General features: G+C 69.5%; 4 protein-coding genes. 1 reads left to right on the top strand and 3 read right to left on the bottom strand.

The window, feature by feature from the left end:
- Nucleotides 1-169: 169 nt before the first annotated feature.
- Complete coding sequence (locus ACSDHM_RS09980; protein ID WP_439426937.1) at nucleotides 170-12,553, top strand: filamentous haemagglutinin family protein; 12,384 nt, start codon at nucleotides 170-172, stop codon at nucleotides 12,551-12,553.
- Between the two features lie 839 nt (nucleotides 12,554-13,392).
- Here ACSDHM_RS09980 and ACSDHM_RS09975 read toward each other — a convergent pair.
- Genes ACSDHM_RS09975 through gspH form a run of 3 tightly spaced genes read right to left on the bottom strand, consistent with a single transcriptional unit; the run spans nucleotide 13,393 to nucleotide 14,809 of the window.
- Nucleotides 13,393-14,007, bottom strand: coding sequence for a prepilin-type N-terminal cleavage/methylation domain-containing protein (locus ACSDHM_RS09975; RefSeq protein ID WP_439426936.1), 615 nt, complete (start codon nucleotides 14,005-14,007; stop codon nucleotides 13,393-13,395).
- Nucleotides 14,004-14,366: a type II secretion system minor pseudopilin GspI gene (gene gspI, locus ACSDHM_RS09970; RefSeq protein WP_072168834.1), complete on the bottom strand. Its 363-nt coding sequence runs from the start codon at nucleotides 14,364-14,366 to the stop codon at nucleotides 14,004-14,006. Before gspI ends, ACSDHM_RS09975 begins: the two co-directional genes overlap by 4 nt.
- Nucleotides 14,363-14,809, bottom strand: coding sequence for a type II secretion system minor pseudopilin GspH (gene gspH / locus ACSDHM_RS09965; RefSeq protein WP_088496237.1), 447 nt, complete (start codon nucleotides 14,807-14,809; stop codon nucleotides 14,363-14,365). Before gspH ends, gspI begins: the two co-directional genes overlap by 4 nt.
- Nucleotides 14,810-14,857 lie beyond the last annotated feature (48 nt).

Here is a 14,857-nt window from a genome sequence, read left to right as displayed (position 1 = left end):
CGACGCCGGCCTCTGGGCCGGCGTCGCCATTTCCGTGATGGTGCCGCCGCCGCAGTGTTTCGCTGTCGGCTTCGTGTCACGTGAACCGTCTATCAGTGGCAGGGCATGCGTTGCGCGTGCCTCCCCGATCGTCGCCGCAGCCGCGGCCCACCAGGTTGATGAGGTTCCGATGTCGCACCCGCTCCCGTCCGTTGTTCGTCCGGCCGCGTCGATGCGCCGCAATCATCCGATGGCGTGGGCCATCGCAGTCGCACTGGGGAGCATGGTGGCCCCGGCCAGCCAGGCGCAGCAGGCGTTCAGTCCGGGCTGGTTCGCCGAACGGGGCGCGGCCCAGGGCAGCGCGGCACAGAGTGGCCGCATGCCCAACGGCGTGCCGATCCAGTTCCAGTTGCCGGCCCAGCAGCAGGATGCAGCACGGCAGAAGCTGCAGCAGTCGATCGACAATCTTGGCACGGCGGCGCAGGCGATCGCCCTGCAACAGCGCCTGCAGGAACAGGCGCGGCAGGCGCGCCGCGAGGCTGGCTTCATTGTTGCCGATGGCCTCGGCAAGGACGGCCTGAGCGTCGACCAGAACCCGCTGACCCGCGGCTGGCTCAATGCGCGCGAGGCGATCCAGTCGCAGGGCAGCGACGGGCGGGTGCAGGTCACGGTCGAGCAGACCGCGGACAAGGCGATCCTGAACTGGGAGACCTTCAACATCGGCGGCAACACGACGCTGAACTTCCTGCAGAGCCCTGACTGGGCAGTACTGAACCGCGTCAACGATCCGCAGGCGCGGCCCAGCCAGATCCTGGGCCAGCTGAAGGCCAATGGCACGGTGTTCGTGGCCAACCGCAACGGCGTGGTGTTCGGCAACAACAGCCAGGTCAATGTACGCAATCTGCTGGCGGCTGCAGCACGGATCAGCGATGCGCAGTTCCGCGACAATGGCCTGTACAGCCCCGACGCCAGCAGCAGCGCGCTCAGCGATGCATTCGGCAAGGTGACGGTGGAGCAGGGCGCCCGCATCGCGACCCATGAGCCGACCAGTGCGACGCGCGGCGGTGGCTACGTACTGCTGGCCGGGCACAGCGTGGAGAATGCTGGCCATATCGAGGCGCGCAAGGGCCAGGTGCAGCTCGCTGCGGGTGACAGTTTCGTGATCCGGCGTGGCGTGGGTACGGCCACCAACACCAGCTCCACCACCCGGGGCAATGAGATCGCGCCGCGCTTCATCGCTGGCAGCACGGCTGGCGGCGTGCGCAACACCGGCCTGCTGCGCGCGCTCGAGGGTGACGTGACCCTCGCCGGGCGCAGCGTCGAGCAGGCCGGTGTGGCCGTGGCCAGCACCACGCTCGCACAGCGCGGCACCGTGCATCTTCTGGCCTCGGCCAGCGATGCCGGCAGCAGCGTCACGCTCGCCGATGGAGCCACCACGGCGGTGCTGATCGAGGACGACGGCAAGGCCACGGCGCTGGATACGCAGCGCGACAGCCTCATCAAGGAGTCGGCAGAGCAGGACGCGGTCCGCGCTGGCGCGCGCTCGGCCACCTTCGACAATCTGTCCCAGCACAATGATCGCCGGGACCAGTCGCGGGTGGAGATCGTCTCGGGTGGCAACATCCATTTCAGCAGGGATTCGCTGACGGTCGCCACGGGCGGCCAGATCATCGCCGATGCGGCGGCCCGCAGCTACGTGGACGACGCCGCGCGCGTGGACGTGTCCGGCGCAGTGGGCGTGCAGGTGTCAATGGAGAGCAACAATGTCCAGGTCAAGGTGCAGGGCAACGAACTGCGCGACGCCCTGGACAACCGCGACAGCGGAAAGCTGACCAGCAGTGAAGTCTGGGTCGACCGCCGCAGGCTGGTCCACGTTCCGGCCGGAACCGGGGGCTACGAGGGGGAGCGCTGGTACGCTGCTGGCGGCCTGCTGGAAGTGGGGGGCTACCTCGACAACCAGGGGCACTCGATCGGCGAATGGGCCGCGCAAGGAGGCACCGTCCTGCTGGGCGGCAGGGAAGTGATCACGAACGGTGGCTCACGCATCAACCTTGCCGGCGGCAGCCTGGATGTGCAGAGCGGCGTGGTCCGGCAGAGCTGGGTGCGCGGCGTCGACGGCCAGGTCTACCGCCTTGATGAGGCGCCGGCGGAGATGCTGTTCGATGGCCTGTACAGCGGCCATGAAGTGAAGCAGGAACGCTGGGGCATCACCCAGACCTTCCGTGATCCGATCGTATTCGCGGCGCAGCGTGTCGACAACGGGTACACGGTCGGCCGCGATGCAGGACGGCTGATCGTCTCCGCACCGACCGCGGTGCTGGATGGGAAGGTTGAGACGGCCACCTTCCAGGGCGCGCAGCAGAACCGCAGGCCGGAGGCCGCACTGGATGGCTATGCGCAGGCGCAGACGGCGGTGGCGCGCAATGCGCAGCTGTACCTGGGGCGCTACGACGGCCAGGGCCGCAGCGGTGTGTTCGGCTCGGATGTGCGCCTTGATGACAAGGCTCCGGCGAAGGCGGCGTGGTCGCTGCTGGCTCCGGTCGACGAGGACCGGCGTGACACCGTGTGGCTGGATATCGCAGCGGCGAGTGCCCAGCAGTGGGGACGGATCGACCTGGCGACCGCCGATCGCATCCGCGTCGATGGCAGCCTTCGGCTTCAGGCAGGCGGACAGCTCAACCTGACCGGCAGCGAGGTGGAACTGGCAGGCGACATCGGCATTGCCGGCGGCCAGCTGTCGGCGGGCAACCTGCTGGATGTCCAGGGCCGGCCGACGGCGCTGCTGCACGATGGCCGCGCCCGCACCGCCATTGCCGACGGCACGCGGATCGATCTCTCCGGTGAATGGAGCAACGCATCACTGGCGATGCCGCTCGACGCCAGCGGTGCCTGGACGGATGGCGGCCGCCTGAGCCTGAGCAACAGTCATGACGTGGTCGTGGGCGCCGAGGCAACGGTGGACGTCGAGGGCGGCGCCGCGCTGGACCTGCGCGGCAAGGGCCGCATCGGAAAAGGGGGCAGCGTCAGCCTGCAGGCCAACAGCAGCACGGTTACGACCGACGGCAGTGGCCGGGTGCAACTGGGCGAGGGTAGCCGGTTCAGTGGCCGAGGACAGGGCAGTGGTGCCTTCTCGCTGGGAACCGGTGGCCACGTTCGAGTGGGCGATGCGGACCTGGCGGGCGCGTCGCTGCGACTGGACCCCGGCCTGTTCGGCAGTGGCTTCGCACAGTACGACATCAACGGCCACCAAGGCGTGGAGGTGGCCGACGGCGCGCGGCTGGTCGCTGCCCTGCCAGGCCTGCGCATGACCCAGGACGCGCAGACGGCAACCGATCGGGCGTCCGCACTGGCGGCATGGGATGCGCCGCTGTACAGCGCCGATCCGTCGAACGGGCGCGTCAGCCAGCGCGCCGGTGCGAGCATCAGCCTGCGTTCGGACCGCAACAGCGTGGGCGGTGACCTGCGGGTCGGCAAGGATGCACTGGTGGCGGTCGATCCAGGGCAGACGATCTCGCTGCTGGGTGCAGGCAACATCGATGTTGAAGGCACACTGCGTGCGAAGGGCGGCCGCATCGTGATCGACGATGTGCGTCCGCAGAATGCGCTGTACGCGGGGCAGCGCACCGAACGCACCTGGCGTTTCGCCGAAGGCGCGCTGCTGGATGCCGATGCAGACGCGATCTCGCTGCCCGATCCCAGCGGCCGCCTGCGCGGGCAGGTGCCCGCGGGTGGACGCATCGAGATCGGCGGGGCGCTGGACTGGGAAACCACAGCATTCGTCGACAACCGACCACCGGAAGCCTTCGTGGTGGTCGAACGCGGTGCGCGCCTGCAGGCACGGGGTACGTCGGCCGAGCTGGATATCGACGGTCAGGGCCGTGTACGCGTGGACAGCGACGGCGGGCAGATCGTGCTGCGCTCGGCCAATGCGCTGTATCTGGAGGGCGGGATGGACGCGGCCGCCGGTGGTGCCGGCGCACGCGGCGGCACGCTTGGGCTGGCCTTCGGCGGCAGCATCCATGCGCGTGGCGCCAGCGAGGAGGTACTGCGGGCACGTGCGATCACCCTCAGCCAGCACAGCGCACCGATGCAGCCACTGCCGGACGCATTGGAGTACGGCCACGCCGCGTTGTCGGTCGAGCAGCTGCAGGCGGGCGGCTTCGACAACCTGTCCGTGTTCGGTGACATCCGCGCCGTCGGCGATGTCGACCTGCGCCTGGCCCAGAGCCTGCGCATCCATGGCCAGGGCACTTCGAGCCTGGGCATGGCCGTGGATGCCGGGCCGTCGTCGGCGTTGCGGCTGAGTGCGCCCTACGTCCGCCTGGCGCAGGCGCGCTGGGGCCAGCTGGCGGGCGAGAACCTGCAGGGTACCGTGGCGGTCGCTTCGGCCGGGCCGGACGATCACGCGCTGGCGGTGCAGGCCGCGCTGATCGACATCCGCGACGTCACCTGGCTGCCCGGGTTCGACCACGTGGCGCTGGAAAGCCGCAGTGACGTGCGCCTGACCAACGGCATTGCCAGCACTGGCAACACCAGCGCGTTGATGACGGCCGGTTCGATGGACGTGACCGCCGCCCGCCTGTACCCCACCGCAGGCGCGGTCGGCACGCTGGTGGCCGGCGCTTCGGCGCAGACCGTGCAGACCGCTGATTACTGGGCCGATCCAGCTGCCGTTCTGCGAATCCACGGCACAGGTGCGGCCACGCAGCCGGCGCCGGAATCGGCGCTGGGCACGCTTCGCCTGGTGGCTGCCACGGTGCAGCAGGGCGGCAACGTGCAGGCGCCGATGGGCACGCTGCAGCTGGGCGGCCTGATCCAGAACGGAACCATCGGCAGCCGGGTGGAACTGCTGCCAGGCAGCGTTACCTCCACCAGCGGTGCCGGCCTGTCGCTGCCCTATGGTGGCACCGTCGACGGTGTCGACTGGCGGGTAGGCACGCGCAGCCTGAGCTCGCTGACGCCGGCCGGCATCTCCTCGATGGGGGTGACCCTGAAGGCCAACGCGATCGAGGTGGCGCCGGGGGCACTGCTGGACATGTCCGGCAGTGGTGAGTTGACCGGTGCCGCCTTCGTGTCCGGGCGCGGCGGCTCCGTCGACGTGCTGCGCACGGCGTTGGCCGACGCCAATCCGCGCTACGCGTTCAGTGCGTCGGGCAACCCGGTGTACGCGATCGTACCGGGACGCGCCGAGGCGTTCGCCCCCAGCGGCGAAGAAGGATTCTCAGCTCCGGCGGTGGGCCAGCAGATCACCGTGCCGGCTGGCGTGCCCGGCCTGGCGGCCGGCACCTACACGCTGATGCCGGCAAGCTATGCGCTGCAGCCCGGTGCATTCCGGGTGGAGCTGGGCGCTACCGGCACCTCCGGCATCGTGCAACCGATTGCGACCGGCACCGGCACCTGGCGTGTGTCCGGGCAGCAGCGCACGGCGCTGGGCGCGGCATTCTCGCCGTTGCTCACCGACATCCTGCTGACGCCCGCCGCAGTGGTACGCCGGCACTCGGGCTACAACGAAACCTCCTACAACAGCTTCGCGCAGTCGGTGGCCGACCGCCGCGGCGAGTCGCGTGGCTGGCAGACCATCGATGCGCTCGGGTTGACCCTTGCGCTGGGCGAAGGTGCAGGTCGTGCAGACACGCCTGCCATCCGCTTCGCCGGCACCGCGCGGTTCGGCGCCGCCACCGACAAGGGGCGCGGCGGCACGCTGGCAGCCACGTTGGCGAGCCCGGCGGTCGGTTCACTGGAGATCGTTGACGGTAGCGCGCAATCGCAGGCGCGTGATCGCGGTGCCACCTTCAGCGACGACGCGCTCAATGCCTTCCTGCCGGCGCGGATGATCATCGGCGGGCAGTTCAGCCAGGAGGCCTCGCAGGTGGCGGTGACCGGCCAGGCGCGCAGTGTGGCGATCCGTTCCGGCGTCACCTTGAACGCACCGGAAGTGCTGGTGGCAGCGGCCTCCGGTGGCAGCGGCGTACTGGTCGAGGCCGGTGCGACCCTCGATTCACTGCCGTTCGCGACCGCCAACGCGGGTGCCAGCGCGACGCTGCCTTACCAGGTCTCCGGCGGTCTGCTTGCAGTGTCCAACCAGCGCCTGAACCTGATCACCGGCACCACGGGCGTGGAGGCCGGTCCGGTGGCGATCGACATCGGGGGGTGCCAGGCGGCGTGCGACGGCCAGGCCCGGCTGGTTTCCGATGGCAGCATCGCGGTAGCGACCGATGGCACGCTGCAGATGCGCGACTCGGTCAGCTATGGCACCCGTCAGCTCGGCCTGAGCATGGCGGCGCTGAACCTCGGCAGTGCCGAAGCGATCGCACAGGCCGCAGCGGCAGGGGCGCTGCCCAGTGGCATGACCATGAACCAGTCCGTGCTGCAGCAACTGCTGCGCGGCGATGGCGCCACCGGCGCGCCGGCGCTGGACACGCTGAGCCTGGTCGCGCGGGAGTCTGTCAACGTGTTCGGCAGCGTCGACCTGGACGCGCGCGACAGTGCCACCGGCCGCAGTGGCCTGCAGACGCTTGTGCTGGGTGCGCAGGCCATCCGCGGCTACGGCGCGGCGACCGACCGTGCGCGCATCCTGGTGGACACGCTGGTCTGGGACGGCGCATTGGCGGCGAGCCAGGCGGCGGGCAGCGACGCGTCGGTGCCGCCGGCCGATCCGATGGTGGACCGGCTCGGCGCCGGGCAGCTGGACATCGTCACCCGCCAGCTGCAGCTCGGGCGGGCGCCATTCAGCCGTCCCAGCTCTGAAGTACCTGCGAACCGGCAGGTGCTCGGATTCAGTGCGCTGAACCTGAGGGCTTCGGAGCAGCTGTCGTTCTCCGCGCAGGGCACGCTGGACGTGTTCCAGCAGCGCGGCGACTATCTGGCCGACAAGGGCTGGCAGTACAGCGGAGGCAGCCTGGGTATCGATACACCGCTGTTGACCGCCGATCCCGCCGCGCAGCTGCGCGTGCGCTCCGGCGGCGAGTTCCGCCTGCACGGGGGTACCGGCAAGGCGGGTGGCGATGCACTGGGCAGTGAGCTGAGCATCGACGCCAACCGGATCGCGCTGGACAGCACGATCGCGCTGGCGTCAGGACGGCTGTCTGCGAACGCGCGTGAGGGCATCGCGCTTGGTAGCCGGGCGGCGCTGGATCTGGCCGGGCGCAAGGTCCCGCTGTACGACGTGGACAAGTTCAGCTGGGGCGGCGATGTCGTGCTGTCCACCGACACGGGTGACATCCGCGCCGATGCGGCCTCCCGCATCGATGTTTCTGCCCGCAACAACCGCGCCGGGCGCATGACGGTCACCGCAATGGCCGGCCAAGCCGATCTGGCCGGTGTTCTGCAGGGTGCCGCCAGTGGCCGCTACGATGCCGGCGGCACGCTGGTGCCCTACGACGGTGGTGAACTTGTGGTGCGGGCACGCCAGCTGCAGGACTTCACCGGCCTCAACCAGCGATTGACCGCCGGCGGTGTCGTCGGCGGCCGCAGCTTCCAGATTGGTGAAGGCGATCTGCGGATCGGCGACGAAGTGAAGGCGCGCCGGGTCGACATCAGTGTCGACGCGGGCAGCCTGACCGTGGCCGGCCGCATCGATGCCAGCGGCGAGCAGGTCGGCAGCATCCGCCTGTACGCCCGCGACCAGCTGCAGGTGGATGGCACGCTGGACGCGCACGGTACCAGCCTGCGCGTGGACAGCCATGGCAAGATCATCGACAGTCCGAACCGGGCCACGATCGCCCTGGGCAGCGCCGAAGGCGCCGTGGGTCTGGGCAGCGCGGCGCACCTGGACCTGCGTGCCGGCAGCGACGTTGCCGTCGGCGACGGCCCTGGACAGAACGACGGCATGGCGCGGGGCTCGCTGAAGATCGATGTGCCGCGGGTGGGCAGCAACGACGCGGCGATTGCCGCGGCCAATGGCCTGCGCATCGATGGCGCGGCTGACATCCAGCTCAATGGTGTCCGCCGTTACGACGATGCGCCCCTGGCCAGCACCGCTGATGTGCGCGGCAACCGCGCGCAGCTGGTGACCCAGCAGTGGCTGGACCAGGTGGTCGATCCGCACAGCGTGGCGTGGATCGATGGTGCGCTGGGCAACCCGGACCTGCAGCAGCGCACGCACGCGCTGGGTGACGTCCGCCTTCGTCCCGGCGTGCAGGTGGTGGCGCGGCGCAGCGAAGCCAACCCGGACGGCGACCTGACCATTGCCGGCGACATCGATCTGTCCGGTTACCGCTACGGGCCCGAAGCCAACCGCGCCGATCCATCGCGGCGTGGCTTCGGCGAATCGGCCTCGCTGGTGCTGCGGGCCGAAGGCAACATCAACGTCTACGGCAGCATCAACGATGGCTTCGCATCGCCGCCGTCCACGCCGGATGAGGGGGGCTGGCAGCTGTATGAGGGTCGCAATGGCAGCGCCGGGCACACCCCCTTCGGCAGCGGCCTGGTGGTGCCGGTGGACGGAGTGAAGCTGCAGCCCGGCACCGAGTTCCAGGCCGGCACCCGCCTGAACTACGACGTGCCGGTCGAATCGGTAACGCTTCCGGTTGGTACCGTGCTGCCCGCGCCGATGGTGATCTCGCAGACCCTGCGCCTGCCAGCGGGCACCGTACTGGGTGCGGCGGTGACCACCGACTCCGGGCAGACGCTGGCGGCGGGCACCGTGCTGCAGGAGCCGCTGGTGCTGGCGGCAGGTGCGCGGCTGGGAGCCGGCTTCCGCCTGCGCAGTGCGGTACAGGTGGCGGCACAGGAGTGGCCCGCCGGCGCGGTGCTGCCGGTTGCGCTGCGCCTGGCACGGGAAGTCGCGCTCAAGGTGGGCGCGTACATTCCCTCGTTGACCAAGGTGGAGCTGCCCGGCGACGGGCCGGTGAATCTGCGGCCGGCCGATGCCAACGGCAACCAGGGGCGCAACTGGGCGCTGGCGCCGATGCTGGCCGAGGGCACCAGCTCCTGGGACCTGACCGCGGTTGCCGGTGCCGATGCCGGGGCGGCCGATCCACGCAGCCGGCGCTGGGGCAGCGAAGGCAGCGTGGTGCTGGCCGATACCCACCAGGGCTCGATCGGCACGGTCAAGACCGAGATCATCTGGGTGGGTGATCGTGCGTTGACCGAGCGGGCATCGCTGGACTGGATCGGCGACACGTCCTATGCGGGCCGTCCGATCGCGGAGCTGGCCGACATGTTCGGCTTCACCGAAGATGAGTTCTGCGCGATGTCGGCCGACTACTGCGGCCCGGCACCCCGCCAGGTGGCCGCGCAGGGCTCGCTGGATTACTGGGGCGACGAGTCCTACGTGGGCACCCCTGCGAAGGACTTCGCCGCGATGTTCGGCATGACCGAAGACGAGTTCTGCAGTACCGCGCCCACCTACTGCGCCGGCGGCGGCACGCAGACCGAAGTGACTACCTACGGCAAGCGCGCGGGCACGCCGGCGTGGAGCGTACTGCGCACCGGCAAGGGTGACATGGAACTGCTCGCTGCCGGTGACGTCGTGATGAAGTCAGGCTTCGGTGTCTACACTGCAGGCACTCCCACCGCGCTGGGTGGGGGCCGCGACGCTGCCTTCAATTCTCCCCGCGCAGCGGCTCCCTGGAACACCGCACTGCTGGGGCCGAACCTGGTGCCGGGCAGCTATGACGCAGCGATCGCAGGCTACCAGGCCTGGTATCCCGATCATGGTGGCAACCTGCGGGTCGAAGCCGGGCGCGATATCGTCGGCGACGCCTGGACCGCGCGCGCGGAGTCGGGCACCAGCGAGCGCGACTGGGCGCTGTACTCCAGTGCCGCGGTCGGCAATTGGCTGTGGCGGCAGGGAACCGGCAGCACCAGCGGCGTGGAGCCGGTGCCGACCAGCTGGTGGGTGAACTTTGGCACCTACACCAACGTGTCCGCTGCCGCTGGCGCCTCTCCGCGGATGGTCGGCTTCACCGGCTTCGGCACCTTGGGTGGCGGCGACCTGACGCTTGAGGCCGGGCGCAATGCCGGCGTCCGCGATCCGATGGGCGACGCGCTGGGCTCGCTGAGCGCACCGCGCTCGGGCGCGATCATCGCGGCGGTGGGATCGACCGGCCGCGTCAGCAATGGCCAGCTGCACCTGACCGGTGGCGGCGACCTGCGGTTGCGCATCGGTGGCGCACTGAATCCGAATCTGCAGGCGACGATCTCCAGCCTCAATCCCTCCAGGGCGGGACAGAATCTCGACCTCAACGGTACCTTCAGCAATCTGCGTGGCAGCCTGCAGCTCGATGCCGGGCGCATCGGTGCAATGGGCGTCACCCTGGAAAACTACGCGACGCTGCGTCAGCAGCGCGCCGCAGACCTGTTTGCGCCCGACGCCGCCCGCGCGATGGGCGGACCGGTGCTGGTGCTGGGCGATGCGGTCGCGCAGCTGCAGGCACGGGGCGATGTGGTGCTCGGCGGGGTCGCCGATGCAGGCCGGGTGCCGCTGGCCAACTACAGCGCGGTGCTGCAGGATGATGGCGCGCGCGCTGCAGGCAGCACGTGGTTCTCCCTGTGGACCGCCAGCACGGCCGTGGATCTGTTCAGTGCCGGTGGTGACCTCGCGCCAGGCCTCGCCGGGCCGGATAACGTGACCGGTAGCAATCTGTGGCGCGAGCAGGTCCAGCTTGTTGTGCGTGGCAGTGATGATCTGCTGAATTACTGGCTCTATCCTTCGCGCTTCAGCGCCATTGCTGCGCAGGGCGACATCAAGCTGGACCGGATCAGCGCCACGCCGGGGACGCAGGATGTGATCCTGCTGGCACCCTCGGCAACAGGACGGCTGGACGTCCTGGCCGGTGGCAGCATCTTCGCCCAGCGTGGCGCGACCCAGATCGCGCGCTCGGGCGCGGATGCGCGCCTGCCGGGACCCTTCGACCCCGCGTTCCTGGCCCAGCAGGGGGATTCCGGCGGCAATGTGACCCGCTCGCGGCACAACCTGTCGGTCGACGGCAACATTGCATCGCCGGACGCGTCGCTTCCGCTGTTTGCGTTCGGTCCGAATACTCCGCTGTCCACCGTGTCTGCGGCCCTGGCGCCGAGCCGCTTCTACGCGATGCAGGGCGACATCATCGGTCTGGCCACCGGCGCCCGGCGCACGCTGAATCCCAACGTGGGGCAGCGCACGCAGCTGAACTGGTTCGAGGCCGCCGGTGCCGTGCAACTGCGGGCAGGCCGGGACATCCTCGGGGTGTCGATGACCGCGTTGAACACCGCGCCCACCGACATCACGGTGGCGGCGGCGGGCCGCGACATCGTGCATCTGAACGCGACCATCGCCGGCCCCGGCAACACCGAGATCAGTGCCGGCCGCCAGCTGCGCCAGGAGGATGCGGGCAGCATCGTCAGCCTCGGTGGCATCGTGCAGGGCGACACCCGTCCCGGCGCCAGCATCGCGCTGACGGCCGGCAACCAGCAGATCGATTACGCGGCCCTGCGTGCCCGCTATCTGGACCCCGTCAACCTTGCCGATCCCGCGCAATCGCTTGCGTCGCAGCCGGGCAAGGCAGTCAAGGTCTACGACCAGGAACTGAAGCAGTGGCTGCAGCAGCGCTTCGGCGTGGCCGCCGACGGCGACGGGGCGCTGGCTGCCTTCGATGCGCTGCCGCAGGAACAGCAGCACATCTTCCTGCGCCAGGTCTATTACGCCGAGCTGCGCGAAGGTGGACGGGAATATACCGATGCAGAAGGGCCCCGCTTCGGCTCCTACCTGCGTGGGCGCGAGGCCATCGCCACGCTGATGCCAGACAAGCCTGCGACCGGCGCGACGATCGACCGTACCGGCGATATCGTGATGTACGGTGGCTCCGGCGTGCGCACCGAAGCGGGTGGCAACATCGAGCTGATGGCGCCGGGTGGGCAGATCGTGATTGGTGTGCAGGGCGTGGTGCCCCCGGCCAGTGCCGGACTGGTGACCCAAGGGCAGGGCGATATCCGGCTGTTCAGCCAGGACAGCGTGCTGCTGGGCCTGTCGCGGGTGATGACCACGTTCGGCGGCGACATCCTGGCGTGGTCGGAGCAGGGTGACATCAATGCTGGTCGTGGTTCGCGCACGACGTTGCTGTACACGCCACCGCGCCGCGTCTATGACGGGTGGGGCAATGTGATCCTGTCGCCGCAGGCCCCGGCCAGCGGTGCTGGCATCGCGACCTTGAACCCCATCGCCGAAGTGCCGCCGGGCGACGTCGACCTGATCGCACCGCTGGGCACCATCGATGCGGGCGAGGCCGGTATCCGCGTCTCCGGCAACATCCACCTGGCCGCGCTGCAGGTGCTCAACGCGGCCAACATCCAGGTACAGGGCGAGAGCAAGGGCCTGCCGGTGCTGGCATCGGTCAACGTCAATGCGCTGGCCGCGGCCAGTGCGGCAGCCAACAGCGCCAGCCAGGCGGCACAGGACGTGATGCGCAAGAGCCAGGACGACGCACGGCGCAACCAGCCGTCGGTGATCAGCGTGCAGATCCTGGGCTTCGGCAGCGGCACCAGCAGCGTAGCGCCGCCGGCGCGTGGCACTACCGCCAACAGCGGCTACGACGCCGACAGCGCATTCCAGTTCCCGCAGGCCAGCCGCGACGACGGCACGCAGCGCCGCTAGGTGCCGACCCTGGTCGGCACGATCGCGGCCGGCAGTAGATCCACGCCATGCGTGGATGGGACTGACCAGGAAGAACGGATAGCATCGGGCCAGCCGCCAGGGAACGGTGGCGGCCCCAGCCAGGACGGCACGGAGGGCAGGGAGCGGCCTTCAGCGGTGAGGACCACCGACACGGCGCCGCCGGGCGCAGGAAAGCACCCGGCGGCAGGCTCGGCAGTAGGTCCACGCCATGCGTGGATGGCTGGGCCAGCATCAGTGCCGACCAACGGTCGGCACCCACCAGGGCAGGCCGGGCAGTAGAAGCCGCTCGGCAGTGGATCCACGCCATGCGTGGACGGCTGGGCCAGCATCAGTGCCGACCAACGGTCGGCACCCACCAGGGCAGGCCGGGCAGTAGAAGCCGCTCGGCAGTAGATCCACGCCATGCGTGGATGGCTGGGCCAGCATCAGTGCCGACCAACGGTGGGCACCCACCAGGGCAGGCCGGGCAGTAGAAGCCGCTCGGCAGTAGATCCACGCCATGCGTGGATGGCTGGGCCAGCATCAGTGCCGACCAAGGTCGGCACCCACCAAAGCAGGCCGGGCAGTAGAAGCCACTCGGCAGTAGATCCACGCCATGCGTGTATGGTTGGGCCAGCATCAGTGCCGACCAACGGTCGGCACCCACCAGGGCAGGCCGGGCAGTAGAAGCAGCTCGGCAGTAGATCCACGCCATGCGTGGACGGCTGGGCCAGCATCAGTGCCGACCAACGGTCGGCACCCACCAGGGCAGGCCGGGCAGCAGAAGCCGCTCGGCAGTAGATCCACGCGATGCGTGGATGCTTTGCCTGGGAGGAATCCTAAAGCTCCAGCACGCGCCGGTAGCTCAACGGCCCACGCCCATCGCGCAGGCCCAACCGCAGTTCCAGCCCGGTGGCCGGCAGCACTACGCCTTCGCTCGGCAACAGCGCCCACCCCGCGCCCGGCTGCCAGGCGCGTACCTCGAACCGCTGCACATCCCTGGCCACCGCAATGGCTTTCGACGGCTCAGGCGCGGGCAGGGGGTATCGATCCGTCGCCGCGCCACTGGCCCGCCACAGCGTAGTGCCCTGCCGCCACCAGCGCACCCGCTGCCAGCGTAGTCCATCACTGCCGACACTGCGGGTGATCTCCAGCGCAAAGCTGCCGTCCGGGTGCCGTTCGCTTACCAGGGACGGAGGCAGCAGCCGCTGCGGTTGATCGGCCGGACGCACGGCACCATTCATCAGCGCGTCGTCCGCGCGCATTTCGATATCGCGCTGGAACTGCTGCAGGATGCGCAACGCCGTTGTGGTTTCGGCATCGGCCCGGCGCAGGCGCTGGTCGCTGCTGGCCACGCTGTCCAGCGCACGCCAGCAGATCAGCGCCAGCACACCCATGATGGTGATCGCGATCATCACTTCGATCAGAGTGAAGCCACGTGCGGCGTGCCTCATGGCGCTGCCGTCCACGGTAGCTGCACCCGCGCCAGCGACTGCCGCGGTGCATCTTCGGCCACCACGCTGAGTTCCAGTTGCGGCTGTCCGTCACTCCCCGTGCCGACATGTTGCAGCACCAGAAACGTGCTGCGCCCCTGCACGCAGCGCTGCCGTGCATCCTTGGGCGGCTGCGCGGCCAGGCGCAGCTCCTGCCAGCGGTCCTGCGCGCACATCAGTGCCAGCCGACGATCGCGCAGGCGCGACTGATCGTCGGTGGCCACCGCCACCGAACGCATCACCGCCGCCAGTGCGATTGAAACGATCGCCAATGCGATCAGCACTTCGATCAGGGTGAACCCGTGCCTGTTCCGCTTCACTGCACGACCTGCAACTGTCCGCTGCCATCATCACGAAGACGCAGCTGGCGGCCCTGCAACGACAGCGTCACCTCCCACGCCACGCCAATCCATTCGGGGCTCAGTTCAATCGGCGTGCTCGGCTGCACCGCGATGCCCGCCGGCTGCCATGGCTGTGGTCGCAGCTGGTCGTCGCGCTGCACATCCACCCAACGGGTGCCTTCGCGGCGGCTGAAGCGGTAGCCGGCGGCGTCGGCCTGCCAGCGCCACGGACGGCCATCGATGCGCGCCTCATCGCGCGCCACCTGCAGGCGCTGTGCCAACCGTTCGGCCTCCTGTCGCAGCTGCCGGCCCGGGTCGAGCAGGCTGCCCAGGCCCAGCCCGATGCCCGCGGTGCAGATACCGATGGTCACCAGCACCACCATCAGTTCCAGCAGGGTGAAACCACGCGGCATGCGCTGCATCGACGTTGCCTCCTGTGCTGGCCGATGCCTCCCAGCATAGGCCCGCAT

Origin of the sequence: Stenotrophomonas sp. T8, from assembly GCF_051853085.1 — a bacterium.
Classification (GTDB): Bacteria; Pseudomonadota; Gammaproteobacteria; order Xanthomonadales; family Xanthomonadaceae; genus Stenotrophomonas; species Stenotrophomonas sepilia.
This window is presented reverse-complemented; position numbering and strand designations above follow the sequence as displayed.

Bases quoted from the DNA above. Each gene is read 5' to 3' on its own strand.
- ACSDHM_RS09980 (WP_439426937.1), top strand. From the start codon at position 170: ATGTCGCACCCGCTCCCGTCCGTTGTTCGTCCGGCCGCGTCGATGCGC.
- gspH (WP_088496237.1), bottom strand. From the start codon at position 14,809: ATGCAGCGCATGCCGCGTGGTTTCACCCTGCTGGAACTGATGGTGGTG.
- ACSDHM_RS09975 (WP_439426936.1), bottom strand. From the start codon at position 14,007: ATGAGGCACGCCGCACGTGGCTTCACTCTGATCGAAGTGATGATCGCG.